This window comes from Mesorhizobium sp. B3-1-6, from assembly GCF_006439555.1.
GTDB lineage: Bacteria > Pseudomonadota > Alphaproteobacteria > Rhizobiales > Rhizobiaceae > Mesorhizobium.
In genome coordinates this window covers 292,874-319,360 of the sequence record NZ_VFTM01000001.1, presented here as the reverse complement: position 1 = coordinate 319,360, position 26,487 = coordinate 292,874, and the positions used below count along the sequence as shown (strand labels likewise).

Annotated in this window: 26 protein-coding genes; 14 read left to right on the top strand and 12 right to left on the bottom strand. The window is 63.3% G+C overall.

Going from position 1 to position 26,487, the window contains the following annotated elements; genetic code table 11:
• Positions 1-9: 9 nt before the first annotated feature.
• Genes FJ414_RS01495 through FJ414_RS01440 form a run of 12 tightly spaced genes read left to right on the top strand, consistent with a single transcriptional unit; the run spans position 10 to position 11,815 of the window.
• Positions 10-666, top strand: a complete 657-nt coding sequence (locus tag FJ414_RS01495) for a cytochrome c3 family protein (protein ID WP_210239628.1) — start codon at positions 10-12, stop codon at positions 664-666.
• Entirely contained in the window at positions 650-3,640 is a 2,991-nt protein-coding gene (locus FJ414_RS01490) for a TAT-variant-translocated molybdopterin oxidoreductase (protein WP_140640570.1), read from the top strand. The genes FJ414_RS01495 and FJ414_RS01490 overlap by 17 nt, the downstream gene beginning before the upstream one ends.
• Entirely contained in the window at positions 3,633-4,991 is a 1,359-nt protein-coding gene (gene nrfD / locus FJ414_RS01485; RefSeq protein ID WP_140640568.1) for an NrfD/PsrC family molybdoenzyme membrane anchor subunit, read from the top strand. Before FJ414_RS01490 ends, nrfD begins: the two co-directional genes overlap by 8 nt.
• Positions 4,988-5,515 carry a DUF3341 domain-containing protein gene (locus FJ414_RS01480; protein ID WP_140640566.1) on the top strand — a complete coding sequence of 176 codons (528 nt, stop codon included), beginning with the start codon at positions 4,988-4,990 and terminating at the stop codon, positions 5,513-5,515. Before nrfD ends, FJ414_RS01480 begins: the two co-directional genes overlap by 4 nt.
• Complete coding sequence (locus FJ414_RS01475; protein ID WP_140640564.1) at positions 5,512-6,054, top strand: cytochrome c; 543 nt, start codon at positions 5,512-5,514, stop codon at positions 6,052-6,054. The genes FJ414_RS01480 and FJ414_RS01475 overlap by 4 nt, the downstream gene beginning before the upstream one ends.
• Positions 6,051-7,163: a hypothetical protein gene (locus FJ414_RS01470; RefSeq protein ID WP_140640562.1), complete on the top strand. Its 1,113-nt coding sequence runs from the start codon at positions 6,051-6,053 to the stop codon at positions 7,161-7,163. Before FJ414_RS01475 ends, FJ414_RS01470 begins: the two co-directional genes overlap by 4 nt.
• On the top strand, positions 7,156-7,602 hold the full coding sequence (locus tag FJ414_RS01465) for a hypothetical protein (RefSeq protein ID WP_140640559.1): 447 nt from the start codon (positions 7,156-7,158) through the stop codon (positions 7,600-7,602). Before FJ414_RS01470 ends, FJ414_RS01465 begins: the two co-directional genes overlap by 8 nt.
• Positions 7,599-8,351, top strand: coding sequence for an SCO family protein (locus tag FJ414_RS01460; protein ID WP_140640557.1), 753 nt, complete (start codon positions 7,599-7,601; stop codon positions 8,349-8,351). The genes FJ414_RS01465 and FJ414_RS01460 overlap by 4 nt, the downstream gene beginning before the upstream one ends.
• The gene (gene coxB, locus FJ414_RS01455) at positions 8,348-9,301 is read left to right on the top strand and encodes a cytochrome c oxidase subunit II (protein WP_140640555.1); all 954 of its coding nucleotides are present in this window, start codon (positions 8,348-8,350) and stop codon (positions 9,299-9,301) included. Before FJ414_RS01460 ends, coxB begins: the two co-directional genes overlap by 4 nt.
• Positions 9,298-10,938: a cytochrome c oxidase subunit I gene (gene ctaD / locus FJ414_RS01450; RefSeq protein ID WP_140640553.1), complete on the top strand. Its 1,641-nt coding sequence runs from the start codon at positions 9,298-9,300 to the stop codon at positions 10,936-10,938. The genes coxB and ctaD overlap by 4 nt, the downstream gene beginning before the upstream one ends.
• Complete coding sequence (locus tag FJ414_RS01445) at positions 10,935-11,570, top strand: cytochrome c oxidase subunit 3 (protein ID WP_140640551.1); 636 nt, start codon at positions 10,935-10,937, stop codon at positions 11,568-11,570. The genes ctaD and FJ414_RS01445 overlap by 4 nt, the downstream gene beginning before the upstream one ends.
• Positions 11,567-11,815 (top strand): cytochrome C oxidase subunit IV family protein, encoded by a 249-nt coding sequence (locus FJ414_RS01440; protein ID WP_140640549.1) that lies wholly within the window; start codon positions 11,567-11,569, stop codon positions 11,813-11,815. Before FJ414_RS01445 ends, FJ414_RS01440 begins: the two co-directional genes overlap by 4 nt.
• A gap of 10 nt (positions 11,816-11,825) precedes the next feature.
• Here the strand turns inward: FJ414_RS01440 and FJ414_RS01435 are convergent, their stop codons facing one another.
• From FJ414_RS01435 to FJ414_RS01425, 3 genes are all read right to left on the bottom strand, one after another.
• Positions 11,826-12,449, bottom strand: a complete 624-nt coding sequence (locus FJ414_RS01435; RefSeq protein WP_140640547.1) for an NAD(P)H-dependent oxidoreductase — start codon at positions 12,447-12,449, stop codon at positions 11,826-11,828.
• Between the two features lie 94 nt (positions 12,450-12,543).
• A complete protein-coding gene (locus FJ414_RS01430) occupies positions 12,544-12,828 on the bottom strand; it encodes a low affinity iron permease family protein (RefSeq protein ID WP_246672269.1) in 285 nt (94 codons plus the stop codon).
• Between the two features lie 226 nt (positions 12,829-13,054).
• Positions 13,055-13,372 (bottom strand): hypothetical protein, encoded by a 318-nt coding sequence (locus tag FJ414_RS01425; RefSeq protein WP_140640545.1) that lies wholly within the window; start codon positions 13,370-13,372, stop codon positions 13,055-13,057.
• Between the two features lie 206 nt (positions 13,373-13,578).
• Between FJ414_RS01425 and FJ414_RS01420 the strand changes: the two genes are divergently transcribed.
• Positions 13,579-14,073, top strand: a complete 495-nt coding sequence (locus FJ414_RS01420; protein ID WP_140640543.1) for a hypothetical protein — start codon at positions 13,579-13,581, stop codon at positions 14,071-14,073.
• 845 nt (positions 14,074-14,918) lie between these two features.
• Here FJ414_RS01420 and FJ414_RS01415 read toward each other — a convergent pair.
• The 6 genes from FJ414_RS01415 to FJ414_RS01390 form a co-directional block, all read right to left on the bottom strand.
• Positions 14,919-15,122 (bottom strand): DUF2934 domain-containing protein, encoded by a 204-nt coding sequence (locus FJ414_RS01415; protein ID WP_140640541.1) that lies wholly within the window; start codon positions 15,120-15,122, stop codon positions 14,919-14,921.
• Positions 15,123-15,295: 173 nt separating this feature from the next.
• Positions 15,296-15,499, bottom strand: coding sequence for a hypothetical protein (locus FJ414_RS01410; protein WP_140640539.1), 204 nt, complete (start codon positions 15,497-15,499; stop codon positions 15,296-15,298).
• Positions 15,500-15,652: 153 nt separating this feature from the next.
• Positions 15,653-17,644 (bottom strand): protein-L-isoaspartate(D-aspartate) O-methyltransferase, encoded by a 1,992-nt coding sequence (locus FJ414_RS01405; protein ID WP_140640537.1) that lies wholly within the window; start codon positions 17,642-17,644, stop codon positions 15,653-15,655.
• 12 nt (positions 17,645-17,656) lie between these two features.
• A complete protein-coding gene (locus FJ414_RS01400) occupies positions 17,657-19,417 on the bottom strand; it encodes a thiamine pyrophosphate-dependent enzyme (protein ID WP_140640535.1) in 1,761 nt (586 codons plus the stop codon).
• A 143-nt stretch (positions 19,418-19,560) separates the two neighbouring features.
• Complete coding sequence (locus FJ414_RS01395) at positions 19,561-20,526, bottom strand: complex I NDUFA9 subunit family protein (RefSeq protein WP_140640851.1); 966 nt, start codon at positions 20,524-20,526, stop codon at positions 19,561-19,563.
• 60 nt (positions 20,527-20,586) lie between these two features.
• Complete coding sequence (locus tag FJ414_RS01390; protein WP_140640533.1) at positions 20,587-21,135, bottom strand: DUF6496 domain-containing protein; 549 nt, start codon at positions 21,133-21,135, stop codon at positions 20,587-20,589.
• Between the two features lie 275 nt (positions 21,136-21,410).
• Between FJ414_RS01390 and FJ414_RS01385 the strand changes: the two genes are divergently transcribed.
• The gene (locus tag FJ414_RS01385; RefSeq protein ID WP_140640531.1) at positions 21,411-21,848 is read left to right on the top strand and encodes a DUF2267 domain-containing protein; all 438 of its coding nucleotides are present in this window, start codon (positions 21,411-21,413) and stop codon (positions 21,846-21,848) included.
• A gap of 44 nt (positions 21,849-21,892) precedes the next feature.
• Here FJ414_RS01385 and FJ414_RS01380 read toward each other — a convergent pair whose 3' ends face one another.
• The 3 genes from FJ414_RS01380 to FJ414_RS01370 form a co-directional block, all read right to left on the bottom strand.
• The gene (locus FJ414_RS01380) at positions 21,893-22,333 is read right to left on the bottom strand and encodes a CBS domain-containing protein (RefSeq protein WP_140640529.1); all 441 of its coding nucleotides are present in this window, start codon (positions 22,331-22,333) and stop codon (positions 21,893-21,895) included.
• 666 nt (positions 22,334-22,999) lie between these two features.
• A complete protein-coding gene (locus FJ414_RS01375; RefSeq protein WP_246672267.1) occupies positions 23,000-23,542 on the bottom strand; it encodes a sarcosine oxidase subunit gamma in 543 nt (180 codons plus the stop codon).
• Entirely contained in the window at positions 23,535-26,483 is a 2,949-nt protein-coding gene (locus tag FJ414_RS01370) for a sarcosine oxidase subunit alpha family protein (protein WP_140640527.1), read from the bottom strand. Before FJ414_RS01370 ends, FJ414_RS01375 begins: the two co-directional genes overlap by 8 nt.
• Positions 26,484-26,487 lie beyond the last annotated feature (4 nt).

Genomic DNA, 26,487 nt, shown 5'->3' with positions numbered 1-26,487 from the left:
GGCGAGGGGATGCCGCAGATCTTCTCGAAAAACGCCAATGGCGTTGCGCGCTTTGTCATCTGGGGAAGTTGTGCAGTTCTGCTGATCGCCGCGGCGACCGGGACAATCCTTCCCCGTTCGGACCTGGTAACGGGAGTAGGTGAGCCATTGGCGCAGCCGGTGCCGTTCAGTCACAAGCACCATGTCGGCCAGCTCGGCATCGACTGCCGCTATTGCCACAACGGTGTCGAGACCTCGTCTTCGGCGGGCCTTCCGGCCACCGAAGTCTGCATGACCTGTCATTCGCAGCTTTTCACCAACGCCGAGATGTTGGTGCCCGTGCGCGCAAGCCTGGCCAGCGGCAAACCGATCGAATGGCAGCGCGTCAACAGCGTACCCGACTTTGTGTTCTTCAATCACGCGATACACGTTAATAAGGGCGTCGCCTGCGAGACCTGCCATGGCGAGGTCGACCAGATGCCGCTGACCAGGCGAGCGCATACGCTGAGCATGGAATGGTGCCTCGGCTGTCATCGCAATCCCGGACCCAATCTGCGTCCGCCGCGGGACGTGTTCCTGATGCACTGGCAGCCACCTGAGGACATCGCCGAGATCAGGCGACGGCTTATCGGCATGCTCGACATCCATCCCGAGACGATGACGGATTGCTATGTCTGCCATCGCTGAAGGAAAGGCGCGGCCCGCTATCGACATCGCAGCGCTGCGCCGACGGCTGACGAGCGGCCGCGACATGTGGCGCAGCCTCGACGAGATTGCCGGCACCGTGGAATTCCGGCGCTTCGTCGAAGCCGAATTTCCGGCAATCGCGGAGCGCCTGCCGGCCAGGCCGAACCGGCGCACGCTGCTGAAGCTGATGGGCGCTTCGCTGTCGCTTGCCGGGCTGGCCGCCTGCAGCAGGGCGGAAGGCATCGTGCCTTATGTGCGCCAGCCGGAAATGCTGATCCCCGGCAAGCCGGCCTATTACGCGACAACATTGTCGAGCGACGGCTTCGGCATCGGCGCGATCGTCGAAAGCCATGAAGGGCGGCCGACCAAGGTGGAGGGCAATCCGGATCATCCGGCGTCGCGCGGCGCCACCGACGCTGTGATGCAAGCGGCAGTACTGACGCTTTTCGACCCTGATCGCTCGCGCACCCCGCTCAAGGATGGACAGCCGGCATCCTATGACGATTTCCTCAAGGACATGGCGGCACTCGTCTCGCGCTGGACGGCCTCACAAGGACAGGGCGGAGCTCTGCTGGTTGAAGCGACTACCTCGCCGACTCTTGCGGCGCAGTTGGATGCGCTGCGGGCACGCTATCCGAAACTGAAAATCCATCGTCACGACCCGTTGGCGATACCGGCGGCGACGGAGGCGTCACATGCACTGTTCGGATCGGCGCTGACGACGGTCTACCGCTTCGATCGTGCCGAAACGATCGTCAGTCTCGACGGCGATTTCCTGGGCGAGGGGCCAGGGCGGCTCGCCTATGCGCGCGACTTCGCGGCGCGGCGACGTGTGCGCAGCCCGAACGACGGGATGAGCCGGCTCTATGCGGTGGAATCGACGCCGACGATCACCGGCGCGGCGGCCGATCATAAGATAGCGATACGGCCGAGTGAGGTCGAAGCCGTGGCTGCCGGGCTTCATGCCACGCTGGAAGGCCAAGCTGGGGCTTTCGTAGCGCCAATCGACCAGACTCCGATCGACGCGCCATGGATGAATGCGCTGGTCGATGATCTGAAGGCAGCCGGCCGCAACGCACTGGTCGTGCCGGGTGCGCATCAGAGCGTATTCGTTCACGCTGCCGCGTTTGCCGCCAATGCGAGGCTTGGCGCGCTCGGCAATACGATGGAGTTTATCGCGGCGCCGGATGCGCTGCAGGTCGATGGCGATCTGGAGGCGATGTGCGAAGCGATTGGCCACGGGGCGATCGACACGGTCGTCGTGCTCGTCGCAAATCCGCTGCACACCGCGCCGGCAGGCCTCGATGTGCGCAAAGCCTTTTCCGGCCTGAAGCTGCTTGTCCATCAGGGGCTCTATCGCGACGAGACGGCATTCCTGGCGCATTGGCATGTGCCTGCGGCGCATGAACTCGAGAGCTGGAGCGACATCCGAGCCCATGACGGCACGGCCTCGCTGGTGCAGCCGCTGATCAGGCCGCTTTACGATGGCAAGACCGCGCATGAGCTGCTCGCCGTGCTTGGCGGCCAATTCCAGACTGATCCGCTGTCGCTTGTCCGGCAGCATTGGGCAGAGCTCGATGATGACACGTGGAGAAAGGCTCTGCGCGACGGCGTTATAGCGAACAGTGCCGCCAGGCCGGCATCCGTTACAGTGCCGCCGGATCTGGCGGGACTGAAGACGGCGGCAAACGCGGGCAATGGCATCGAGGTCCGCTTCGTCGCTGATCCGTGGCTGCGTGACGGCCGCTTTGCCAATGCGTCGTGGCTGCAGGAGCTGCCGCGACCGCTGACCAAGATCGTGTGGGGCAATGCTGCGCTCATATCGCCCGCCACTGCCGAGCGACTGAAAATCGAAAACGGCGATGTCATCAATGTCGCCTCAAATGGCGCGGACGTTGATGGACCGGCCTGGATCGCGCCCGGCCATCCGGACGAAACGATAACGCTTTCCTTTGGCTTCGGGCGAAAGGTCGGTTCCGTTGCCGCGCTGTCGGAAGGCTACGACGCCTTCCATTTGCGCCGTGGTTCGGAATGGTTCGCGACCGGCGCGGCGATCGCACCCCGCAAGAACAGCATGCGCGTCATCACCACGCAGCTTCACCAGGCGATGGAAGGTCGCGCCATCGTGCGCCACGCCGCGCTCGACGCATTCCGGCAGAACCCGGATTTCGTGCGCAAGGATGCGCCGCCGACCCCAACGGAATCGCTTTATCCCGAATGGCGCTACAACCAGGAAGCCTGGGCGATGGCGATCGATCTATCCGCCTGCATCGGATGCATGGCCTGCGTTTCGGCCTGCCAGGCGGAGAACAACATCGCGCCGGTCGGGCCGGAGGAATGCGAGCGCGGCCATGAGATGCACTGGCTGCGGGTCGATCGCTACTATGCCGGTCCGCTCGACGCGCCCGAGACATTCTTCCAGCCGGTGCCGTGCATGCATTGCGAAAAGGCGCCCTGCGAAGTGGTGTGCCCGGTCAACGCAACGGTCCACACGCATGATGGGCTGAATGCGCAGGTCTACAACCGCTGCATCGGCACGCGCTATTGCTCGCAGAACTGCCCCTACAAGGTGCGGCGCTTCAACTTCCTCGACCACCAGTCGTTCGACAAGGACGAGGCCGGTCCGGAGCAGGGCGTTCACAACCCCAATGTCAGCGTACGCTCGCGCGGCGTCATGGAGAAATGCACCTACTGCGTCCAGCGCATCAGCGCCAAGCGCATCCAGGCGCAGATCGAAAATCGCGACATCGCCGACGGCGAAGTGGTCACCGCCTGCCAACAGGCCTGCCCAACCCAGGCCATCACCTTCGGTGATCGCAACAGGAAAGACGCAAAGGTCGTTCGGGAGAAAAGCGCGCCGCAGAACTACGCGCTGCTGGAGGAGCTGAACACACGGCCGCGCACCTCCTATCTCGGCAAAATCTCCAATCCGAACGGCAGGCTCGCCAGGCCAAGCGAGGCGACCGATGGCTGAAGCCGGCGCGAACAGCTCGGCTGTCCTGCGCGGCCGCCACGACTTTCCCGAGATCAGTGGGCGCATCGGCTCGATCGTGCTCAACGGCCGCCTGCCGCGTCATTTCTGGACGGCGTTCTTCTTTTGCTTCCTGCTCGTCCTGCTGCTGCTCTACTCGATCACTTACCTGATCGCCGTCGGTGTCGGCGCCTATGGTATCGACATTCCGGTGGCCTGGGGCACGATGATCTCCAACTTCGTCTGGTGGATCGGCATCGGCCATGCCGGCACGCTGATCTCGGCGGTGCTCCTGCTGCTGCGCCAACCATGGCGCGCCTCGATCAACCGCTTCGCCGAAGCCATGACGCTGTTTGCCGTCGCCATGGCCGGCTTGTTCCCGATCCTGCATCTCGGCCGGCCGTGGTTCTTCTACTGGCTGCTGCCGCTGCCCAATGTGCATATGCACTGGCCGCAATGGCGCAGCCCGCTCGTCTGGGATTTCGCGGCGATCGCGACCTATGCGACCGTCTCGCTGCTCTTCTGGTATATGGGTCTGCTGCCGGATCTGGCGGTGCTGCGCGACCGCGCGAGAGCAAGGCCGGCGCAGCTCTTCTACGGCATATTGGCGCTTGGCTGGCGCGGCTCGGCCTATCATTGGTCGCGCTATCAGGTCGTCTATTTCCTGCTAGCCGCCCTGGCCACGCCGCTGGTCGTTTCGGTCCACTCGATCGTCTCGCTCGACTTCACCTTCGCCATCACGCCCGGCTACCACTCGACGATCTTCCCGCCCTATTTCGTCGCCGGCGCGCTGCTCTCAGGCTTCGCCATGGTGCTCACCATTGCCATTCCGCTGCGTTGGGCTTTTTCGGTCGAGGACCTGATCACGGTCAGGCATATGGACAATGCCGCCAAGCTGATGATCGCCGCCGGCATGGTCGTCGCCTATGGCTATGTCTCCGAAGCATTCTTCGCCTGGTATTCGGGCGAGCCCTACGAACGCGCCATGATGGCGCAGCGCGCGCTAGGTCCCTATGCGCCGCTGTTCTGGACGATGCTCGGCCTGAACTGTGGCGTGCTGCAGTTGCTGTGGTTCAGACGCATCCGCCGCAACATGCCGCTGCTGTTCGCGATCGCCATTGCCATCAACATCGGCATGTGGATCGAACGCTACATCATCGTCGTGACGGGGCCGAGCCGCGACTACCTGCCGTCTGCCTGGGGCGAGCAGTCGCTGACCTGGCTCGACTTCGGCATCCTCTTCGGCTCGATCGGCACCTTTTTCGCGCTGGTCTTCCTGTTCATCCGCATCCTGCCGGCGATCACCATCTTCGAGGTCGAGGAACTGGCTGAGGAGGAGGGCAAGCTCAGATGAGCCTCTACGGTCTCGTGGCTGCGTTTGCCGCACCCGAATCGCTTGTCGAGGCAGCCCGCGGCATGCGCGAGCGCGGCTACCGGCGCATGGATGCGTTCTCGCCGTTTCCGCTGAAGGAATTGGATGAGATACTGGAAATTCGCGCCACGCGCCTGCCTTGGGCCGTGCTCGCCGGCGGCATTGCCGGTGCCGCTCTTGTCTATGCGCTGATCTGGTACTCCGTCGAGATCGACTATCCCATCAATGTCGGCGGCCGGCCGCTGCATTCCTGGCCGCCTTTCGTCGTCATCGCCTTCGAGGCCGGCATTCTCGGCGCAGCCTTCGCAGGCTTTCTGGGTGTGCTCGCGGCCAACGGCCTGCCCCGCTACCATCATCCGGTCTTCAACGCCGAGAGCTTCAGCTATGCCCGCGGCGGCAAGTTCTATCTGCTGATCGAAGCGGCCGACCCGAAATACCGCAAGGGCGTGACCCGGGGCCAACTGACGCGGCTCGGTGCCGAGACGGTCGAGGAGGTCGAAGCGTGAGCCGTCTCGGCCTAACGCTTCTGCTCGGTGCGCTGGCGGTCGCCGGCTGCCGGCAGGACATGGAGGACCAGCCGCGCTACGATCCGCTGGAGGCGAGCAACCAATTCGCCGACGGCATGTCGGCACGCACGCCGGTCACGGGCACTGTCACACGCGACGCCGATCTTTCGCCTGTCCCGGACAAAATCCCCTATCCGATCACGACCGAGCTGCTACAGCGCGGCCAGCAGCGTTTCGACATATTCTGTTCGCCCTGCCACGGCCGCACCGGCGACGGCCACGGCATGATCGTCCAGCGCGGCTTTCCGGCGCCGCCAAGCTACCATCAGGATGCGCTGCGCAAGGCCTCGGACCGCCACTTCTACGACGTCATCACCAACGGCTACGGCGCGATGTACTCTTATGCGGCGCGCGTGCCGCCGCAGGACCGCTGGGCGATCGTCGCCTATATCCGCGCGCTGCAATATTCGCGCGCCGCTCCAGTCGCCGAACTTCCGCAAAGCCTGCGCGCGCGGCTTGAAGCGGAGGCATCGCCATGAGCCGCCTCGAGCAGGGTTTTGTGGCGGTCGGCATCGCGGGACTGGTCCTGTGCGTTCTTGGCGCATCGCTTGATGCCAAAGCGATGCTGGGCGCCTGGGTCGCGGCAGCTATCTTCGCGATCAGCCTGCCGCTCGGCGCGCTGACCATATTGATGGTGCACGGGCTGACCGGCGGACGCTGGGGCGAGGCGGTCCGCCAGCCTTTGCGGGTCATGATCGCGATGCTGCCATTTGCGCTCATCTTGCTCCTGCCGGTGCTGATGAGACTCGACCTTATCTTCCCATGGGCCGGCGCGGATTCCGCGACGCTTTCTGAGAAGGTTCGAGAGAAGCTCACTTATCTCAACGTGCCGTTCTTCCTGCTGCGCTTCGCTGTCTGCGCGGCGATCTGGCTCGTTCTCACATGGGTGGTGCTCGGCTCGACTTCAGAGGATTCCGAGAAAGCTGGCAATGGGAGGAAATATGCTCTTGGCCTGATCCTCCACGCGCTTGCCGTCAGCGTCTTTGCCATCGACTGGATGCTTTCGATCGAGCCGGAATTCACCTCGACCATTTATGCGCTTTGTGAGGCCTCCGCCGAAGTCGTCGGAGCTTTCGCCCTGGCGATCCTTGTACTGGCCGCAAGACGGGCAGTGGAGGTCATACCCGGTGGCGAGGAAGATGTCGCGCTCAGCGAGGACCTTGCCAACATGCAGCTGGGCTTCCTGCTGACCTGGATCTACCTCGTCTTCATGCAGTGGGTTGTCGTCTGGGGCGGCGACCTGCCCGACGAGATCGGGTGGTACATCATTCGCGCGACGGGGGGCTGGCGGTATCTGCTGTGGCTGCTGATTGCCTTGCAGGCGGCTGCGTTCACAGGCTCGCTCAGCCGACGGCTCAAGCGCAGCCATGACGGCCTGGTCTGGCTGGCGGGGGCAGCTCTTGCAGGCCATTTCGCCGATGTGTTCTGGCGTATAAGGCCACCGCTCTTTTCCGGCGGTCTGCTAGCGCTCTGGCATGATGCGGTCGCTTGGATGGGACTGGGTGGGCTGTGGCTTGCGCTGTTCCTCTTCCTGCTCCGCCGGCCAGACAGGATCGTCTGGTGGAGGCGGGAGGTCGCCCATGGCTAAGGCGCACCGCCATCCCGAGACGCGCGATGTCCAGCCGCGGGTACTGCTCGCTTTCGGTGGCGGGCTGCTGCTGTTCATCGCCTTGGCCGCGATCAGCATGAAGCTCGCCTTCAACACCACGCCGACATGGCTGCCGGTTCCGACGGAAACCAGTCCGGAAAGCCCCGATCTGCAGACCGCGCCAAGGCAGGATCTGGCAAGTCTTCGCGCCGAGGAGGATCGCCAGCTCAAAATGCTTGGCTGGGTCGACCGCAATGCCGGCATCGCCCGTATTCCGATCGACGACGCCATGTGGGCAATTGTCAGCAACGGTCTGCCGGATTGGTCGCAGCAGCGATCCGCGACGACTGGAGCCGATAACTGCGCCCTGGTCACAGCGGCCGTTCCCCGCGCTCCGCCGGCCCAGAATTGCCGACGGCAAAGCGGGGCAGGGCGATGAGAAGCTTGTTAGCCGCCCTTTGTCTATTCGTTGCCGGCGCGGCCCCTGCCGCCGAGCGACCGACATTCGATCCAAAGCTCGGCGCACAGCTGACGCTGGACCGCGAACTGATCGACGCCAGCGGCCGGAAGCTGACGCTGGGCGAAACGCTGGGCGGCCGTCCGGCGCTTGTCATCTTCGGGTACGACAAATGCCCGAACCTGTGCGGCGTTACCCAGCAGGCCGTTGCCTCCGACCTGAACAAGACATCGCTTCGGCCGGCAGACTACCGCGCGCTGTTCATCTCGATCGATCCCGAGGAGACCCCGGCCGACGCGGCCACGGCGCAAGATGACATCGCTTCCGCCGCCGGTCCGGCAGGCCTGCCCGCCTGGCGTTTCCTGACCAGCAGCGACGGCGCAGGCGCAGTGCTCGCGAACGAAGCCGGCATCACTTTCGACCGGCGCAAGGGCATCGATCAGTTCGTCCATCCGATCGCGGTCATAGCACTTACGCCGTCGGGCCGGATTTCACAGGTGCTGCCGGCGCTGACCTTCACGCCGCGCGATCTCAAGCTCGCGCTGGTCGAAGCGTCGGAGAACAGGCTCGGATCGATCGCCGATCACATCTTCCTGCTCTGCGCCGGCTTCGACAGTTCGAAAGGCCAATACACGCCAACGATCTGGGCGGCGCTGAAAGTCGCGAGCCTGGCAACGCTGCTTGGCCTCGGCGCAACCGTTCTCTGGCAGAGCTGGGGGAGGGAAAGGTGAGCTTCGGCATTCCCTTCTTCCCCCAGGAGGCTTCCTCGGAAGCCGGCCAGGTCGATGCGCTGTTTTACACTTTGCTTGCTTTTTCCGTCGTTCTCGGACTGGCGCTGACCGGACTGGTCGTCGGCTACGCGGTGAAATACCGCGTCGGCTCAAAGGCGGATCGAACAGGCAAGCGTTCCCGCAGCCTGCCGCTGGAAATGAGCTGGACGATCGCCAGCCTGATCGTCGCTTTCATCTTCTTCGGCTGGGGCGCCATGCTTTTCGTTCGCCGCGACCATCCGCCGGCGGACGCGCTCGAGATCACCGGACTCGGCAAGCAATGGATGTGGGAGTTCAGGCAGCCGGGCGGCCAGCGCGAGATCAACGAATTGCATGTTCCCGTCGGCAAGGCCGTCGTCGTATCGCTCGCCTCACAGGACGTCATCCACTCCTTCTACGTGCCGGCGTTCCGTATCAAGCAGGATGCGGTGCCGGGCCGCACGACGCATATCTGGTTCATCGCCACCGAGCCAGGCCGCTACCACCTGTTCTGCGCCCAATATTGCGGCACGCAGCATTCCGAAATGGGCGGCTGGGTGACCGTTATGGCGCCCGAGCAATATGCCGCGTGGCTGAACAGCCAGGGCGAAGGCGAGACGCTTGCCGTGGGCGGCGAGAAATTGTTTCGCGCGCTCGGCTGCTCCGGTTGCCATGGCGCGAGCAGCAAGGTGCGGGCGCCGTCGCTTGACGGCATCTTCGGCCGGCCGGTGGCGCTCGACAACCAGCAGACGGTGATCGCAGACGAGCGTTATCTGCGCGACTCCATCCTCAATCCGAAGAAGGAAATCGCGGCGGGCTATGAACCGGTCATGCCGAGCTTCGACGGCCTGATCGACGAAGGCGAACTGCAGATGCTGCTCGCTTATCTGAAGTCGCTTTCGCCGCAACCAACGGCTGGAGCCATGCCATGACCAACGTGGCGATGCAGGGCACGTATTTGGGGGAGGGGAGCGGGCCTCGCGCGTGGCTGCTGACCACCGACCACAAGCGCGTTGCATGGCTCTACCTGATCTCGCTGACTGCCTTCTTCTTCCTCGGCGGCGCCATGGCGGTGCTGATGCGCATCGAGCTTGCGACACCGGCCGGCGACCTCGTCTCCGACGATGTCTACAACCGGCTGTTCTCGCTGCACGGCATCATCATGGTCTGGTTCTTCCTGGTGCCGTCGATCCCGGCGACATTGGGCAATTTCCTTTTGCCGTTGATGATCGGCGCGCGCGACCTCGCGTTCCCGCGGCTGAACCTCGCCAGCTGGTATGTCTTCATCTTCGGCAGCTTGTTCGCGCTGTTTGCGGTGGTGGCGGGCGGCGTCGACACCGGCTGGACGTTCTACACGCCGCTGTCGACGCTCTATGCCAATGGCTGGGTTTCGACCGCGGCGTTCGGCGTCTTCATCGTCGGCTTCTCGACGATCATGACCGGCATCAACTTCATCGTCAGCGTGCACACGCTGCGCGCGCCCGGGCTCACCTGGTTCCGCCTGCCGATCTTCGTCTGGACGCTCTACGCCACCAGCCTGGTGATGGTGCTGGCGACCCCGGTGCTCGCCGCCTCGCTGATCCTGATCGTGCTGGAGCGTGTGTTCGGCATCGGCATCTTCAATCCCGATCTCGGCGGCGATCCGCTGCTCTTCCAGCATCTCTTTTGGTTCTACTCGCACCCGGCGGTCTACATCATGATCCTGCCAGGCATGGGCGTGGTGTCGGAGGTGCTGCCCTGTTTCAGCCGCCGGCCGCTGTTCGGCTACAAGGCCGTGGCGATGTCGTCGATGGCGATCGCCGTCTTCGGCTTCCTGGTCTGGGGCCACCACATGTTCGTCAGCGGGCAATCTTCCTATGCCGGCGTGGTATTCTCGTTCCTGTCCTTCTGCGTCGCGATCCCGTCGGCGATCAAGGTCTTCAACTGGAGCCTGACGCTGCGCAAGGGCGAGATCAGCTTCGAGACGCCGATGCTTTACGCGCTGTTCTTCCTTGCGCTTTTCACCTTCGGCGGATTGGCGGGGCTCTTCCTTGCGGCGTTGGCGGTCGATGTCCATGTCCACGACACCTACTTCGTCATCGCGCATTTCCACTACATCATGGTCGGTGGCATGGTGACGGCGTACATGGCGGGACTGCATTTCTGGTGGCCGAAATTGACCGGCCGCATGTATTCGGAAACCGCGGGGCGTATAGCAGCGACCGTCACTTTCGTCGGCTTCAATCTGACCTTCTTCCCGCAATATGTGCTGGGCTTCGACGGCATGCCCCGGCGCTATCATACCTATCCGCCGGAGTTCCAGTTCTGGAACGTGCTGTCCTCGGCTGGCGCAGTGGTGCTGGCGATCGGCTATTTGATGCCGTTGTTCTATCTCGGCTGGTCGCTGTTTCGCGGCGCTCGCGCGACCGACAATCCGTGGAACGCCACCGGGCTCGAATGGCAGACAGGCTCGCCGCCGCCGCCGCATAATTTCGAGACGATGCCGGTTGTGACCCGACCGGCCTATGCCTACGACATGAAGGGGCTTGAGCACGAACGCTTCAGTCCGCATCTGGAGGCAGGCGGATGAGCGGGACCGAGAGCGTCGCCTTCGACACTCCCCAGCGCGAACGGCGCGCCGACAATTTTGCCATGTGGGTGTTCATCGGCTCCGAGGCGATGCTGTTCGGCGCCATCTTCCTGGTGTTTCTTGTCGCGCATATCGATTTCGGTCCGGCTTTCGCCGCGGCGTCGAAACACCTTTCGCTGCCGCTCGGCACCCTCAACACCGCCGTGCTGATCACCAGCAGCTTCACCATGGCGCTGGCGCACAGGCTTGCGCTGCAGAGGCGTTGGCGCGCGACGGTCTGGGCGCTGGCCGCGACTTCTGCGCTGGGTATTTGCTTCCTGGCCGTGAAAGGCATCGAATATGGCAAGGAAATCGGTGAAGGCCTGGCGCCGCTCCTTGGCCTGCCGTTTCGCTATGCCGGGCCGGATCCGACCCACGCCGAATTCTTCTTCGGCCTCTATTTCGCGATGACCTCGCTGCACGCGCTGCACCTGATCGGCGGCATCGTCGTCATCGCCGGCATGGTCGCGCTCTGGCGGACCGCCAGCCCTGCCAACCGGCTTCGCCGGGTCGTGGCCGTCGGTCTCTACTGGCACTTCGTCGACATCATCTGGGTGTTCATGTTCCCCGTCCTTTACCTGATCAACCGATGAGCGAACTGCGCAAACTCACCTTCGGCTATCTAGGGCTGCTCGCGCTGCTGGCACTGACGGTCGGCTCGTCCCTTTTCGACCTTGGCGGCTTCAATGTCGCCCTCAACCTGGCGATCGCCGCCGCGAAGGCGGTCCTGATCGCCATGTTGTTCATGCATCTGACAGGCATGTTGCCGCGGCTCGCCGTTGCGGCCGCCGGGCTTTGGCTCGTCATCCTCTTCGGGCTGACGCTGATCGGACGATAAGAGAGCGATATCAATCGCCCTCTGGCACGCCGACATAGTTTTTCGTCTTGAAGAGTCCGGCCAGATGAGCGGCATTGGACGCCGCCATCTTGATCATGCCGACGACTTTTTCAGGCGTGCCGGGAAGATCGACGAAGTTGACGTTACCCATCGCTTCTCCAACCCAGTACACGCCGCCATTGGCGGGAACGGTGAAACCGACGTCGTTGAGCGCCTGATAGCACTCGGCATGGCAGTGATGCGCGCCATCCTCATTGCCGACGATCGCCACCAGCGCCACCTTTCCGGCAGCCGGCATGCGTCCGCTGTCGTCGGTCTCGGACAGGAAAGCGTCCATCCGCTCCATCACGCGCTTGGCGGCGCTCGACGGCTGCCCCATCCAGATCGGCAACCCAAGGATGAAGATGTCGGCGGCCAGGATCTTTTCCCGCAGCTTCGGCCAGTCGTCGCCTTCGCCCATATCGGAAAGCACGCCGGGCCTGATGTTGTGGACAAGAGCGCGGGCGGTTTCGCATGCGACGTCATGCGCGGCCAGCGCCTTCGCCAACTCCGCCAGCATTCTGTCGGTGGAGGATTCTTCCCCGTCCGTCGGCATTTTAAGCGTGCAATTGAGCGCGAACGCGGTGAGCGACATCATATTCTCCTGCCGGCTTCGGGCGACCGTCTCGCCCTGACGATCCGAGCCTTGGATGGTGGCGCTTTCGTAGGGGGGAAGGTCGGCCGGGTCATCAAGTGTCCAACCGCGTGTGCTCCGATATGTTCCTGCGGTTGTCCCGCACCTTTTCGATCTCTTCCGGTTCCTTTTCGTCGATACCCGCGACAGCGTCGCTCGCCGTTCGACTTGATGTGATCAGCTCGTCCAGTTTGGCTTGAAGAGCCTGCGTGTCGCGGTGCTCGGCGTGCTGTATCAATAGGGTCATTACCCAGGTCGCAAGGGTGGCGATACCGTGCCAGTCCAAGGTCTTCGGTTCGAAGACGAGCCACGCCGCCGGCTTTGTTGCCGGTCCGCTCAAGTCAGGCCGCCCGCAATGTCAGCCTCAATCCTGATACCTGGTGCCACCCGCGCCGTTCTGCTTGTTTGCGTCCCGCAGCAGGCGGACAATGGCATCCACGGGGGACGGGTCGGTTGCGGGTTGGGCTTTCCAGCGCCACAGATGGCGAAACAAAATCCTCAAGCTTGGCATCGCAACAGCCTCCTGCGCTATCAACCTGGAACCGGGAGCGATGTTCCTTTCGCGGCTAGCGGAAGACCGCGGCGACGAGAAATGCGACGGCGGCCACGACAACCAGCGCCACTACGACCAGAACCGGGCCGCTTCTGCGCGGCTGCAGGTCGGGCGCGTTCTCCGGCTGTCGCATCGCGTTGGCAAAACTCGCCTGGTTGGTGAAGTTCGATTTGCGCGCCTCGGCCGGCTGAGCGGAAGTTGCGACATCGCCGGCCTCGGCATCTGTCTCCTGCGGCGCCGCCGCCGGGTCGAATCCGGGCGTCTTGTCCTGGGTCCTGCCGGCTTGGATTTCGCCGCGTGCTTCGGCGGATGTATGTTGGTTGGGTGACATTTTGCGCCTCCTTTGTCTCCAAACCTGCTTCCGGCCCCGCTGTTCCAACCGGGCGTCAAGGCAGGAGGCGGGATCAAGCAAGCGCTTTCGACTTCATTGCCTGCGCGACGTCAGGCGCACGGTTGCCGAGATCGATTCTTGAACTCGAACGGAACTTTCGGGTCAGGGGAGCCTTGTATCCTCGATAGCAGGACAACGAGGCAGGAATGCAAGTTCTCGACACAGCGATACATGCCGATCCCAAAGGCGCGACAGTCGAGTTTCTTGGCGAGGGCGGGGAAAAGATCGCTGTCACCATGATTGTGTCCGACCCGTTGCTTGGCGACGCCGCGCTTATCGATCGCGCCAGAGAGATGATGCTTCAGTGCGCGGCATTCAGCTACCCGGCAGAACGAGACGAACCGGACGGCAAGGTGGACGCAGGCCGGCCAGGCGTCGAGCGGCAAAACGATATGGGCCAGGGTCCGTACACATTCGAATATCGCGACGGCGGCAGTGTGAGGCGGGTCGAAGGCGTTGAATTGCCCGACCTCGAAGCTGCTCGCCATGAAGCGGTGCGCTCGGCGATCGATCTGCTCGACGATGCGGCTGAACCGCATCAGGACGGCTGGGCGGTTCGGGTTTGTGGCGGCGGCGGTGATGTCGTCTTGTCCGTCGATTTCGAAGAAGCAAGGCAGGAAAGGGCAACCACCGCGATGTGAGGGAAGGCGGCGTCTGTGAAAGGTATGATGATGCATCCCTTCATGTCACTGCATATGCTTGCAAATTCACGGGGCGATGGGCTCAGACCGGAGTTCTTCGTCTCTTCGAGGCGCGCGCCGCCTTGTCGAGCCCTGACGTGATAGAACTCCGTCTCGGCAAGGAGCAGGCTGGTCCAAATCCCATCGGCAGCGCCGCAACCGCGGCGCAGCAACACATCCCGCGCTTTCCTGGCGGGCACGCTGAGAACAATCGCGAGCCCGAGCCAAGGAGGGGCACGGTAGGCTAACGGAGGCCGAGATGCGGACGCCCTTGGCACTGATCATCGAAGATGAATATCTGATCGCTCCGGACGAGGCGCTTCTTTGAATTGTCCGATTGGCAACTGCATGATGTCGTCTGCAGCTGTGATGCCGGCGCCACGATGCAGGCGAGTTGGGCTGCCGCGCGAGTTCGCAGGATCGTAAAAGGCAATCTCGCCTGGCTCAGGAGCCGTTTGGTGCATTGAAAAGCCGGTCGTCCGGCGAGCACGGGGTCGCCGGACGACACGGCTGAGATCAGTGCAGGCTCCGCGCGAGCGCGCTATTCCAAGCGGGGTGGCGCCGATCCGGAAATACGGCAGCGATCCGGACATGCTCGATCGCGAGGTTGTAAAACTGAAACGCGACACGGCAGCCGGTGAGGCTGGCCGTACCTCAGCCACCTTGGTCGATAGCGTGCGGCGACGGCTGCTGGGCGCCGCCGCTGGGGCGTCTGTTGTTCTGGTCAGCCCAAAGCCAAAGGGCGATCAGCACGATCAGCAGGGCCGCGACAAGTGTACCGATACGACGCATTGGTCGCCGTGCCTTCAGCCGCCGGGCTTGTTGGTGGCTGGATCCGAGCCGACGCCAACCGCGGGATCCGGTGTCACCGGGCCGCGCTCGGCTTCCGAGCCTTCCGATTCGATCTCCTGGACGGCCTGATCCCAGTGCTCCTGCTCACGCCCATCGGGGCGGCCTTCGCGTTCCCAGATATCGTGGGCGCGTTGCCTGATGCGTTCTTCCCGGTCCATGCTTTCCTCCTGTCGCGCCTGACATTGGCGCTTATCTGCGCCCAATCGAGCGCTGAGAGGTTTGTTCCATTGGATTCGAATGGATTGAGTGCGTTTGCAAAGCCTCGGGGAGTCGCCTTTGGAATCCCGCCCATGCCGGTGGCCGCTGGCACGGTCGGGAGGGCGAGGACAGTTTACTTGTTCGTGCGAATTTTCTGACGCGGGTTGATTCCGCCCGTTGAGGTGGTGTCGTTTTCTACATCTCCCTCGACCGTGTTCTCGCCATGCTCCAACTCGTCACCTTCCTTGATGGTGCCCTTGGAGGTTCCAATGCCGGGATCGTTCTCCATATCGGCGTCGCTCGGTCTTTTCGATTTCGGGTGCTGGTTTCCGCTCATGGCCGTTCCTCGATTAGTGCGTTTCACCGTTTCACGGAAACGGCGAAGCGCCCTACCTCTTGATTTACGCAATTCCGGACGGAAAAACCGCTCACGCTTTTCCTGGAATTGCTCTGGCCTCCCAAACTGGAAGGGATGCCGAATGTTCCGGCGTCAGAAGCCGAACGGATAGGTTTCCGGCACGCCTTCGGCAGCGTGCTCGGGTCCGAGCGGCGTGACCGCGTTGGTTTCATCGAACCACACAAAGGCATCGAACTGCCGCGCCAGCGAGGCGTCGGCATAGTGGCTGTGCAGTTCGGTTTCCGGCCGGTAGATCACCCCGATGAATCGTTCCAGCCGGCGCTCGGTCAGGCGGTCGCGCAGGTCCGGGTCGTGCCCGAGGTCAAGCAGGAACCGGTGAATGCCGGCGTCGTGGCAGAGCCGCTCGTAGCTGTCTTCGCGAGAGGGCCGCACCGACTTGATTTCCATGTCTCCGTCCCAGTCGGTCGCTGCCGCGACGGTGCCTGCATGCGTGCCTAGGCCGATGAGTGCCGCGGCATCGCCAAACTTCTGCCGGCAGAGCTGGCCGATATTCACTTCGTCGCGCGAGATGCCCATTTCGGTGTAGCGCGCGTCGCCGATATGCGAATTGTGCGCCCAAACGACAGCCTTCGCCTTGGGGCCCCGCGCATCGAGGATATGCTCCAGCGTTTCGAACATATGGGTATCGCGCAAATTCCAGGATTGCGGGCCGCCATAATACATGGTGCGGTAATAATGCTCGGCGGAGGCGACGAGACGGGCATTCTGCGCGGCGTCGAAAAGGTCGTCGCCGTCTTGTCCGGTATCGTCAAGCTGCCTCGCCAGCATCTCGCGGCATTGTTCGAGAACCGCTTCCTCGCATTCGCGGTAACCCCTGATCAGCGCGGCGCGGCCATAGGTCGACGGCTCGGTCTGCCAAGGCGTCAGGCAGCCATAGCGCTCGCGCGCAACCTTTGCCGCTTCCGGCTCTACGCGGTCGAGATACTCCAGGACGGCGGCGATCGAGGCGCGCATGTTGTAGATGTCGAGGCCATAGAAGCCTGCTTGCGGCTGGAGTGCCTTGACCTTGTCATTGTGCTCGCGCAACCACTCCACGAATGCCGCGACGTCGGTGTTGCGCCACATCCAGGTCGGAAAGCGCTGGAAGGGTCGCTCGGCGCCAGCGGAAGTGCTCTTACCGCGAACATAGCGGTCGATCGCAGCCGCATCGGGCCAATCGGCCTCCACCGCCACGATGGTGAAGCCGTGTCTCTCGGTTAGCCTTTTGGTGATTGCCGCGCGCGCCCGGTAGAATTCGGATGTGCCGTGGCTGGCTTCGCCGAGCAAGACGATCCGCCGGTCCGCGAAGCGGTCGAACGGTTCGGCAAAGCCGGGATCGTTGAAGTCGGGCAGCGGCTCGGCGGCCGCGGCGATCATTTCCGGGAGGCTGCGCTGGCGCGCCAGTGGAATCGCGCGGACAGTCGCCGGGCGGCTTTCCTCCCGCCAGCCCTGTTCGCCGATGAGCGGGACGAACCGCACCCCGCCGAAATCCTCCTCGCTGTAGGTCGAGGCGCCCGTGCGGGTTACCTTGAGCAGGCGCTGCTCGTCGGGATCGTCGCCCACCGGGATGACCAGCCTGCCGCCGACGTCGAGCTGCTGCTGCAAGGCCAGCGGCGCGCCCGGCCCGCTCGCCGCGACCACGATGGCATCGAAGGGCGCCGCTTCCGGCCAGCCTCTGGTGCCGTCGCCGGTCCGAACTTCGATGTTGTCGTAGCCTAGTCTTTGAAAGCGGTGCCGTGCGGTTTCGGCCAGCGCTGTGTGGCGTTCGATCGTGTAGACATGGTCGACGATCCGGCTCATGACGGCGGCTGCGTAGCCCGATCCTGTGCCCACCTCGAGCACCTGGTCGCCCGGGCCGATTTCCGCCATCTCCAGCATGAAGGCAACGATGTAAGGCTGCGATATCGTCTGGCCTTCCGCGATCGGCAGCGGTCCATCCTCATAGGCGAATTCCTCGTAGCCGGGATCCACGAAGACTTCGCGGGGGACCTCGCGCATCGCCGCCAGGATTTCCCGATCATGGATGCCGCGGCGGCCGAGATGAACATCGACCATCCGACGGCGCTCGCGGGAAAGATCGAGCATCGGAATTCCCTCCTATTGTCCTGCCTCCATCATCGTCTTGGCGGGCTCCCGGGCGACGTTTTCCTCGATCTCACCGCGACCCGGAGTCTGAGGCAGCGCCTTGCGGAAGTTCTTGGCGTAGTCGGGTGGCATTTTCGGCGGCATCATCGGCTCATAGGCGTCGACCAGCGCCTCGATGATCACTGGGCCGCTGGTGGCGAAAGCCTGGTCCAGCACGCGCTCGACCTCCTCCGCCCGCTCGATGCTGAAACCTTTTCCGCCCATCGCCTCGGCGGCCTTGGCGAAATCGATCGGCTGCAATTCGCAGCCGAATTGCGGGTTGCCGAGAAACATCATCTGCTCCCAGGCGATCTGGTTCAGCATGTTGTTCTTGATGACCAGGATTTTCAGCGGGATGCCGTAGCGCACCGCCGTGGAAAACTCGCCGAGCTGCATGGCAAGCCCGCCGTCGCCGACGATCGCCGCGATCGGCCGGCCGGGAAAGGCGATGCCGGCGGCGATCGCATAGCTGAGACCGCAGGACATGGAGGCGAGCGCGCCCGAGACGCCGAAGGCCTGCCCAGCGCGGAGATCGACATGGCGGGCGGCGAGTTCCGTGTTCTGGCCGGAATCGGTTGCCAACAGGCTGTTCTGCGCAAGGCGTTCGCCGAAGGCCCGTGCGACGTGCTGCGGCTTGAGCGGATGCGCCGAGCCATCTTCGGACTGACGCATCATCTCGCGCCATTTTTGCATCGCGCTTTGCGCGGTCGCCAGGAATTCGCCGTCGCCTTTCTGCTTCAGCCGCTTGTTGAGGGCGCGCAAGGTCTCGGCCGCGTCGCCGACCAGGCCGGCCTCGACGGGGAAGCGCAGGCCGATACGCTGCGCGTCGCAATCGATCTGGACGCCACGCGCTGTGCCCGGCTGCGGATAATATTCGATGTAAGGGAAGGTCGAGCCGACGATGAGGACGGCGTCGCACGTCTCCATCGCCTCCTGTGATGGCAAGGTGCCCAGAATGCCGATGCCGCCGGTGGTGTAGGGATGGTCGTCCGGCAGCACCGCCTTGCCGAGCAGCGCCTTGACGATCGGCGCCTGCAGCAGCCGCGCCGTTTCCTCGAGCTCCACCGCCGCGCCGATGGCTCCGCGCCCCGCTAGGATCGCCACGCGCCCTGCATCATTGAGGACGGCCGCGGCTTTGTCCAACTCCGCATCTTGCGCGAGGCAGTGAGGTGCGAACATGTCCTGCGGCGTGTGCGCCGGGCGGTTGCGCTTGGATCGCTTGGCCGCGTCGGCGGGCTGTTCCTGGATATCGCTGGCGATCGAAAGATGGGCGACGCCCTTGCGGGCAAGCGCTGTGCGGCAGGCGAGGCTTGCTACGTTCTCCATATGCGCGGCGTCCGAGACCTGGACGTTGTAGACGCTGACGTCGTTGAAGACGCGAGTAAGATCGACATCCTGCTGCGTGAAAGTCTCGATCAGATCATGGAACTGCATGCCGGTGATTGCCAGCACCGGCGCCTGGTCGAGCTTGGCGTCGTAGAGGCCGGTGAGAAGATGGGTGCCGCCGGGTCCGGATGTTGCCAGGCACACGCCGAGCCTGCCTGTCCATTTGGCGTAGGCGCAGGCCATGAACGCGGCCGACTCCTCGTGACGAACTTGGACGAAGGATATCCTGTCCTGGTTTTTGCGCAGCGCTTCCATGACGCCGTTGATGCCGTCGCCGGGGAGCCCGAACACGACTTCGACGTTCCAGGCAATCAAGGTGTCGACGAGAATTTCGGCTGCATTGGGCATGGCGAGGCTCCGCTGTTGGCTTCCGAACCAGCAAGGCTGCGGTTGGTTCCCTCGCCGGATCGAGGCGGCTCATGGCCAAAAGGAACAAACCCGATTGCGCCCCTTGGCAGGGAATATCCAGGGACAATTGGTAGCGAGCGGGGCTAGCGGCGGCTGGCGCGCGTTCTGCCTGCCGGCACGATTGCAGATCGCAGCACCTGGTCGATGTCATGAGGTTCTATTCCGAGGTCGCGAAATCCCGGCAGCTGGGTGTCCGCAACGGTGTCGATCTGCATGAGGTCGACCTGATTGCGTGTCAGCGGTGCGCCGGGGATGAACTCGCCGAAAGTGGCAAGAATGCGCCATAAGACAAATGGAACCGGCACCAATCGTGTCTTGATGCCAAGCAATTGAGCGACTTCCAGCACCAGGGTTCGATAAGTGTAGACACGCGGTCCACCGAACTCGAACAGACGGGCGTCGGCGCCTCCGGAGGCGATCCGCGCGATGGCTTCGGCAACGTCTTCAACGGATGCTGGCTGGAGGCGGGTATCGCCATTGCCGAACAGCGGATATGCGGGAAGGATGGGCAACAATCTCGTGATCGTTGTCAAAAACCTGTCGTCTGTTGCGGTCATCACCGCAGGGCGGACGATAGTCGCGCCCGGAAATCCGACGTTGACGGCCTCCTCACCTTGCCTTCGCGCCCTGATGTAACTGGACTGCGAACGTGAGTCGGAGCCGATGCCGGATATCTGTATGTATCGTTCGGCGCCACCTTCCCGCGCCGCGTCCGCTAATTGGGAAGCGGCCTCGACGTGGATGCGTTCGAAAGTAACGTCTCCATGTTCGGAATAGAGGCTGACTGCGTTGACTACCGTTGCTGCATCCGAAACGGCCGCTGCAACTTGGCTTCGATCGAGGATATCGGCTTTGACTGCGCTAAAGGACTTGCCATTAGCCCACCCCGGTCGCGCATACGCGGGATGGCGGGAGGCTGAACGAACGATAAGTCCGTGATCCAAGAGATGCCTGACGATCCTTCGCCCAAGAAAGCCGGATCCTCCGAACACGGTGACGCACCCCGACCGCGGTCGAGTGTTTGATGACGAAGTTTGTGCGATGGCCATACCGTCAACGGTCTTGCAAAGGTTCTTCGTCCAGCAGGCGTCCGTCAAGGCAATCTGTGGCTAGCTGCGGGTGGCACGCGTTCTGGCTGCCTTCTTCGCCGCTTGCTTCCTGCCTTGAGCGCCTTTGGTCTCCACAGCTTTCCGCGCGGCCGCCGAGCGCCCGGCTGCGCCTTTCGTCGCGGCCGCTTTCTTGGCAGAGGCCGATCGCTCTTTAGCGGTCCGTTGCGAAGCCGCTTCCCTGGTTTGTCGCGACAGCGCCTTGCGAGACGCACTGCTTTTCGGTTCGTGCTGGAGGACCTCAGACACGGCCTTAGAAACCTTCGGCCGGGGCTTGGGTTTGCGTTCACCTTGGCCGACTTCGTGGGCATATTCAGCGCTTTTTCGCGTGCTCTCCTTGACCTTACCCTTCTTTGGCGGAGGTAGGTCGACCCCGGCGCGGCGCGCTTCGGAAAGGCCGATGGCGATCGCTTGTTTTGTGGAACGCGCGCCGTGCTTGCCACTGCGAATCTCATCAATCTCCTCACGCACGAACTCGCCCGCTTGCGTGCTCGGCGACTTGCCTTGGCGCTTATCCCGTCGCGCCCTTTCGATGGTTTTCTTGTCGGGCATCGCTTTCTCCCTTCTCGGATAGGGGACCCAACTGATTCGCGCCCCAAAAGGCGGGAACGCGTCAGAGACGCAATTGATCCTTGATCCAATGATCCTTGATCCAAAAGTTCCGACGGCGCCTGCGGCAGCGTTTGGTCCTTCGCCACTTGGGGCCACCCCGATCGCGCTACGGGCGACCGCGCTCGCACACCCGGCCCGGAGAACGAAACAATAGTTTTAGTCGGACGTTCCAACTGGAGCAGGGTGCGGAGCGCGCCTCTATCTGGGAGATTACGATGAGCGCAAATGGCCTCGACGTTTTCGACAAAACCGTTCAGATCACCAATATCTGGTTGAACGAGATCATGGACGATCTCGGCCCGGATCGACAACTCGCATGGCATGCGCTTGGTGTGGTTCTGCGCGCCTTACGCGACAGGCTGCCCGCGGAACTGGGTGCCAAGCTTGGCGCGGAGCTGCCGCTTATGATCCGTGGTGCATATTACGACCAATACCAGCCGTCCAATGTGCCGAACCGACATCGCTCTGTCGAAGAGTTCTTCGACACCATAAACGAAGGCCTGAAGTCCGGACGACCGGTAAACGCCGGCGACGCGGCCAGAACAGTATTCAAGGCACTTGCCCATCACATCGATCTAGGCCAGTCGGCGAAAGTGCGCGATGGCCTGCCCAAGGATGTCAAGGCGTTGTGGCCCGAAAGCATCGGGGCGTAGGCGGCTTGACAGGACTGCAGCAACGCCGGCCCACACCGCGAACTCTAATGGGCGGTTTGTGAATGTTCTCCGGCTGGCATTGATATGCCACCCAAAGCCTCCCCAGCCTCCGCCGCTTCTCCATTCTTCGCGAGGTCGCCAAGGGAGATGATGCCGACAAGCCGTTTGTCGCGGTTGAGAACGGGAAGCCGGCGCACCTGCAAGTCGCCCATGTTCGCAAGGACATGCTCGATATCTTCATCATCGAAGCAGTATTTGATGTCCCCAACGCTCATGACGTCGCGCACCTTGGCATCCGGCCCATTGCCCAACGCTACGCCGCGGACCACGATATCGCGGTCGGTGATCATGCCAACCAGCCGATCGTTGTCGCCGACGGGCATCACCCCGGTATCGAGGCTGCCCATCATCTGGGCTACATCTCGAATCGAGTGTTCAGGATTTGCGATTTTGACGTCCCTCGTCATGCAGTCGCCGACTTTCATGGCAATCTCCTATCGGTTTGCAAAAGACCCCCGCCGGATCGCTGTGACGACGGAACGAACTGTTCAACGATAACGTTCCACCAATTCACCTGCGGATCCGCTTTTCGCGGCGTTCCGCATCGGGAAGTCGACCCCCGCGCATCGCGCCTATCCAGCCGCAGACGTAGGTCGCGCGCGTCCAGATCGACCCGCCGGAACCAGAAAGCAGCCTAATTGCTTGATGTGAACTTACGGGTGCGGCGCGATTGGGCCATGCGTTTGCGCTAGATCAAAGCCTGTTCGCGGTTTGCCGGGTAGTCGTGGCGGCCGGTTTCGCAACGACCGGAATGAACGGTGCAGGCATCAACGCGTTGTGCTTCAGCCGCGGCCTGCTTGTCAAAGCGGAGCGCAAGGCAGCAAGTGCCAAGGGTGTATGGAGCTGTCGGGACAAAGCATAGCCAACGGCTTTGCCGGAACCTGGAAATCGTCGGCCGAATACGCGCTTACGAAGATGAATGAGATGGCTTGGTGCTCCAAAGCGTCGGCGACCGGTGCGGCGGCATCTCTTTCCGCCACCAGCTATTCGTCTTCGGCCACCAACAGCCGGCGGGGGCGCCGACACCCGGGCCTCGTGCTGCTTGAGTGGACGGGTTGAGAAACGGTTCCATCTTGTCGGCCAGCGGGCAGTTAATTGCGCGCTTTAATTCCGGGCGAAGAACGCTTGCTGGCGCTGTCGGCGATCCAGTCCGCAAGGCTGCGCGCGAAGCTTCGCGGCACGATCATGACGCAGCTGGTCTCGCTCGTGCGCAGGACAAGCACCGGTACGTGATGCAAGGCCGTTTGAATTGCGCGGCCCGGCGCTGCGCCTGGCGCGCGCCAGTCGACTGCGATGCAGCCGGAGAGGATTTCCAGGATGCGCGCGCCGCTCAAGCTGAAGCGCACGCGTCCCTCGCCGAGGGGAACCGAACAGCCCAGTTCGGGATCGATCGCGGGCTGCGGCGGTTTTGCATCCGTCTCCATCATCAGCCAGAGACGGCGGGGGGAGACCCGAACGATGAGCGTGTCGGCATGGCGGACCGTCTCGCCAACCGAGACCGGCAGGGCAGTGCCCAGCATTTGGGAAACGTTCAGCTCAAACCGGGCCAGCATCCCGTGCCAGCCCTCGACCTGAACGATCGGGCAGTCGGACCTCGACAGAGTGAAATCTTTCGATACCAGAGCCTCAGCCATGCAGCCGCTCTCCTTTCGGATCCAGGAAGACGGGCGAGACGATGCGGGCGCGAACGGTTTCAGCCTTCATCGGATAGGCAGCGAGGACTTCGCTTCCCTCCACCGCGACATCGCCTGCCAGCAGGGCGAGGCCGACATAACGGCCAAGCTCCGGGCTGAACGTCACCGACGTTATCCGGCCGCGTCCGTGCCCGGCGACGGTATCGCCCGGCATGAACAATATCGCACCGCCACGAAGGCGCTTGCCCTCTTCGGTGCATTCCAAGCCAACCAGGCGCTGACGGTCGGAAGCTTGAAATGCCGGACGCCGTCGCAAGACATCACCGACAAAACCTGCGCGTTTTCCGACCATGCGGCCAAGACCGAGATCGTCGAGCGTGGTGCGGCCATCGATTTCGGGTCCGGCGACATGGCCCTTTTCGACCCGCAACGCGCCCAGCGCCTCGACACCGTAGGGTCTCAGGTCGAAGGGTGCGCCCGCCTCAAGCAAATGGCGCCAGACCGTCTCGCCGGCAGTTGCGCCGACATAGATCTCGTAGGCGCGTTCACCCGAATAGCTGAGGCGCATGATCCGCAACGCCCGGCCGCCGAACTCGCCTTCGGCAAGGCCCATATGCGGCAGCGTATCGTTTGAGACATCGAGTTGCGGAAAGGCGGCGGCAAGGATATCGCGGCTCCTCGGTCCGGCGACCGACATCGCCGCCCATTCGTCGCTGACCGAGGTGACGGCGACGCGCAGATCCGGCCAGGCCGTGTCGAGCAGGAATTCCAGCCGCGACAGGACATCCGCCGCCTTGGCGGTCGAGGTGGTCATGAAGAACCGGCTTTCCGACAGCCGTGTGGTAGTGCCATCATCGAAGACGATGCCATCATCGCGCAACATGACACCGTAGCGGGCGCGGCCGACCGGCAGCTTGGCAAAGCCGTTGGCATAGACACGGTCGAGGAAAATGGCCGCATCCGGTCCTTGCACGTCGATCTTGCCGAGGGTTGAAATGTCCATCAGCCCCGCGGCCTCGCGCACCATGCGCATCTCGGCGACATAGGCTTCGTTCACGTCGCGGCCGGCGGCGCGGTAGAAATACGGACGCATCCACAGCCCAACCTCGAGCATGTCGGCGCCATTCGCCACATGCCAGTCATGCATCGGCGTAAGGCGAAACGGCTTGAGATGGTGGCCGACGGCGCGGCCGGCTAGCGCGCCGATGGCGACGGGCGCGTAGGGTGGTCGAAAGGTCGTGGTCCCGGTTTGCGGGATCGTCTCGTGGCGCAGCGCCGCCATGGCCGAAAGTGCTGCAAAATTGCTGGTTTTGCCTTGATCGGTGCCCATGCCGAGCGTGGTGTAGCGCTTCAGGTGCTCGACCGATTGATAGCCCTCGCGATGCGCCAATTCGATGTCTTTGGTGGTCACATCCATCTGGAAATCGACAAAAGCCTTTCCGCGGCCGACAAAGGGGATTGCGCGGAACGCGTTGGCTGCGGCTTCGCCGAGATCGAGCCTCGCGGGAGCCGGTGCGGCTGCCGATTTTCCGCAGAAGGCTGCGGCTTCGATACCGGCATGGTGTCCGCCGTCGATGGCGCCGGCGGTTGAAAAGCGGCCCATCATTGCGCCCGCGCCAAAATTCCCTGCCGGAAAGCCGCCGGGAATGAAGCCGTCCACGTCGTCGCGATAGACGGGTTTGACACCGAGATGCGCGGTGAGATGCACGGTCGGTGACCAGCCGCCGGACACGCAGAGGAGGTCGCAAGCGATCTCTGAGTTGCCACCCGGCCCGGCGAGCTTTACGGCTTTGACTGCATGGCCGCCACGCAGGCCGGCGATTTGGGTCCCTGATCGGATCGTCATGTTCAGGCGCCTGGCTTCCGCGGCCAGAGCGGCGGTCAGGTCGCCGCGCTGATCCGCGACCGTCACCTCCGCACCGGCGGCAGCAAGATCGAAGGCGGTCCGATAGGCGCCGTCATTGGTGGTGGCAACCAGGATCCGTCGGCCGGACAGAACGGCGAAGCGGTTGAGGTAGGCCCGGGCGGCCGATGCCAGCATGACACCAGGCCGGTCATTGTTGGAGAACACCAGCGGTCGCTCGATGGCACCCGCCGCAAGGATGATGGAGCGGGCGCGAAGCATGGTGAAGACCTGCCGCGCAGCGCCTTCCTCGGCCGGATCGTCGTTTCGTTCGATCAGACCTAGCGTGTTGCCGTCATAGGTGCCGAATGCCATCGTTTTGCGCAGCATGGCGACGTTGGGCAGGCCCATGAGTTCGGCCTCGGTCGCCTTCAGCCAGGCTGCCGCCTCGCCATCGGGGCGCTCCGACAGCAACTGGCCGCCGAGCAGAAAATCCTGCTCGATGAGGGCGACCGTGGCGCCCGCGGCCGCCGCCGCGCGCGCCGCCGAGAGGCCGGCCGGGCCGCCGCCGACGACGGCGACGTCGGCGAATGCATGCCGCGTCTCATAGCGGCCGGGATCGGGCTCGGCGCCGGCTCGGCCCAGGCCTGCCGCCCGGCGGATGAAATGCTCATAGAACATCCAAGCGCGCCGCGATGGCCCCATGAAGGTCTTGTAGTAGAAGCCGGCGGAAAGGAACGGCGCAAACAGCCCGTTGATGCTCTGCAGGTCAAAGCCGAGCGAGGGCCAGTGGTTCTGGCTTTCGGCGATCATGGCTTGCGCCAGTTCGAGCGTAGTTGCCGGCATGTTGGGTTCGCGTCGTCCACCAGCCCCGAGCGTGACCAGCGCGTTCGGTTCTTCGGGTCCGGCCGAAAAGATGCCGCGCGGCCGGTGATACTTGAAACTGCGTCCGGTGAGTGTGACGCCGTTGGCCAGCAGGGCCGAAGCCAGCGTGTCGCCTTGATAGCCATACAGCTTGCGGCCATCGAAGCTGAAGTCGATCGGTTGCGCACGATCGATACGGCCACCGGCCGGCAAACGTCTGTCGCTCGAGTTCATGCTT

What these genes read in the sequence shown, in the direction of transcription:
- FJ414_RS01385 (WP_140640531.1), top strand. Translation starts at nt 21,411, where the DNA reads ATGAGCGCAAATGGCCTCGACGTTTTCGACAAAACCGTTCAGATCACC.
- FJ414_RS01435 (WP_140640547.1), bottom strand. Translation starts at nt 12,449, where the DNA reads ATGTCGCTCACCGCGTTCGCGCTCAATTGCACGCTTAAAATGCCGACG.
- FJ414_RS01470 (WP_140640562.1), top strand. Translation starts at nt 6,051, where the DNA reads ATGAGCCGCCTCGAGCAGGGTTTTGTGGCGGTCGGCATCGCGGGACTG.
- FJ414_RS01410 (WP_140640539.1), bottom strand. Translation starts at nt 15,499, where the DNA reads ATGAGCGGAAACCAGCACCCGAAATCGAAAAGACCGAGCGACGCCGAT.
- FJ414_RS01380 (WP_140640529.1), bottom strand. Translation starts at nt 22,333, where the DNA reads ATGAAAGTCGGCGACTGCATGACGAGGGACGTCAAAATCGCAAATCCT.
- FJ414_RS01420 (WP_140640543.1), top strand. Translation starts at nt 13,579, where the DNA reads ATGCAAGTTCTCGACACAGCGATACATGCCGATCCCAAAGGCGCGACA.
- FJ414_RS01375 (WP_246672267.1), bottom strand. Translation starts at nt 23,542, where the DNA reads ATGGCTGAGGCTCTGGTATCGAAAGATTTCACTCTGTCGAGGTCCGAC.
- FJ414_RS01445 (WP_140640551.1), top strand. Translation starts at nt 10,935, where the DNA reads ATGAGCGGGACCGAGAGCGTCGCCTTCGACACTCCCCAGCGCGAACGG.
- FJ414_RS01465 (WP_140640559.1), top strand. Translation starts at nt 7,156, where the DNA reads ATGGCTAAGGCGCACCGCCATCCCGAGACGCGCGATGTCCAGCCGCGG.
- FJ414_RS01395 (WP_140640851.1), bottom strand. Translation starts at nt 20,526, where the DNA reads ATGGCCATCGCACAAACTTCGTCATCAAACACTCGACCGCGGTCGGGG.
- FJ414_RS01460 (WP_140640557.1), top strand. Translation starts at nt 7,599, where the DNA reads ATGAGAAGCTTGTTAGCCGCCCTTTGTCTATTCGTTGCCGGCGCGGCC.
- FJ414_RS01440 (WP_140640549.1), top strand. Translation starts at nt 11,567, where the DNA reads ATGAGCGAACTGCGCAAACTCACCTTCGGCTATCTAGGGCTGCTCGCG.
- FJ414_RS01370 (WP_140640527.1), bottom strand. Translation starts at nt 26,483, where the DNA reads ATGAACTCGAGCGACAGACGTTTGCCGGCCGGTGGCCGTATCGATCGT.
- FJ414_RS01405 (WP_140640537.1), bottom strand. Translation starts at nt 17,644, where the DNA reads ATGCTCGATCTTTCCCGCGAGCGCCGTCGGATGGTCGATGTTCATCTC.
- FJ414_RS01425 (WP_140640545.1), bottom strand. Translation starts at nt 13,372, where the DNA reads ATGTCACCCAACCAACATACATCCGCCGAAGCACGCGGCGAAATCCAA.
- FJ414_RS01495 (WP_210239628.1), top strand. Translation starts at nt 10, where the DNA reads ATGCCGCAGATCTTCTCGAAAAACGCCAATGGCGTTGCGCGCTTTGTC.
- ctaD (WP_140640553.1), top strand. Translation starts at nt 9,298, where the DNA reads ATGACCAACGTGGCGATGCAGGGCACGTATTTGGGGGAGGGGAGCGGG.
- FJ414_RS01480 (WP_140640566.1), top strand. Translation starts at nt 4,988, where the DNA reads ATGAGCCTCTACGGTCTCGTGGCTGCGTTTGCCGCACCCGAATCGCTT.
- nrfD (WP_140640568.1), top strand. Translation starts at nt 3,633, where the DNA reads ATGGCTGAAGCCGGCGCGAACAGCTCGGCTGTCCTGCGCGGCCGCCAC.
- FJ414_RS01400 (WP_140640535.1), bottom strand. Translation starts at nt 19,417, where the DNA reads ATGCCCAATGCAGCCGAAATTCTCGTCGACACCTTGATTGCCTGGAAC.
- FJ414_RS01490 (WP_140640570.1), top strand. Translation starts at nt 650, where the DNA reads ATGTCTGCCATCGCTGAAGGAAAGGCGCGGCCCGCTATCGACATCGCA.
- FJ414_RS01415 (WP_140640541.1), bottom strand. Translation starts at nt 15,122, where the DNA reads ATGGACCGGGAAGAACGCATCAGGCAACGCGCCCACGATATCTGGGAA.
- FJ414_RS01390 (WP_140640533.1), bottom strand. Translation starts at nt 21,135, where the DNA reads ATGCCCGACAAGAAAACCATCGAAAGGGCGCGACGGGATAAGCGCCAA.